Genomic DNA, 414 nt, shown 5'->3' on the forward strand with positions numbered 1-414 from the left:
CGACCCAGATAACCCCGGGCCAGACCGGACCCCGCGATATACAGCTCACCCGCCACACCCACCGGCACCGGGCGAAGCCGGCTGTCCAGTACGTACGCCCGGGCGTTGGAGATCGGCCGACCGATCGGCACCGGCCCCTCGACGTCCTCGTCGGTGTACCAGGCCGTCGCATACACGGTCGCCTCGGTCGGGCCGTAGATGTTCGCCACCCGCACGCCCGGCAACGCCCCGCGAATCCCGCTCACCACGTCCGCGGTCAGCGCCTCACCCGCCAGCACCACCGTCCGCGGCCGCACGGAAAGCCCACCACCGGCCACCACCTGCGCAAACGCCGACGGCACACCACTGACCAGACTCACATCCCCGACCCCGGCCCCACCATCGGCCAGCGCCAGCAGATCCTCCACGACCTCC

Annotated in this window: 1 protein-coding gene; it reads right to left on the reverse strand. The window is 71.5% G+C overall.

What is annotated here, in order from left to right; all coding sequences use genetic code 11:
- On the reverse strand, positions 1–407 hold a 407-nt coding region (locus GTY56_RS11200), incomplete at its 3' end, for an AMP-binding protein (protein ID WP_346345463.1).
- Between the last annotated feature and the right edge of the window lie 7 nt (positions 408–414).

The organism is Streptomyces sp. SID5643 (genome assembly GCF_009872555.1).
GTDB classification, from domain to species: domain Bacteria; phylum Actinomycetota; class Actinomycetes; order Streptomycetales; family Streptomycetaceae; genus Streptomyces; species Streptomyces iakyrus.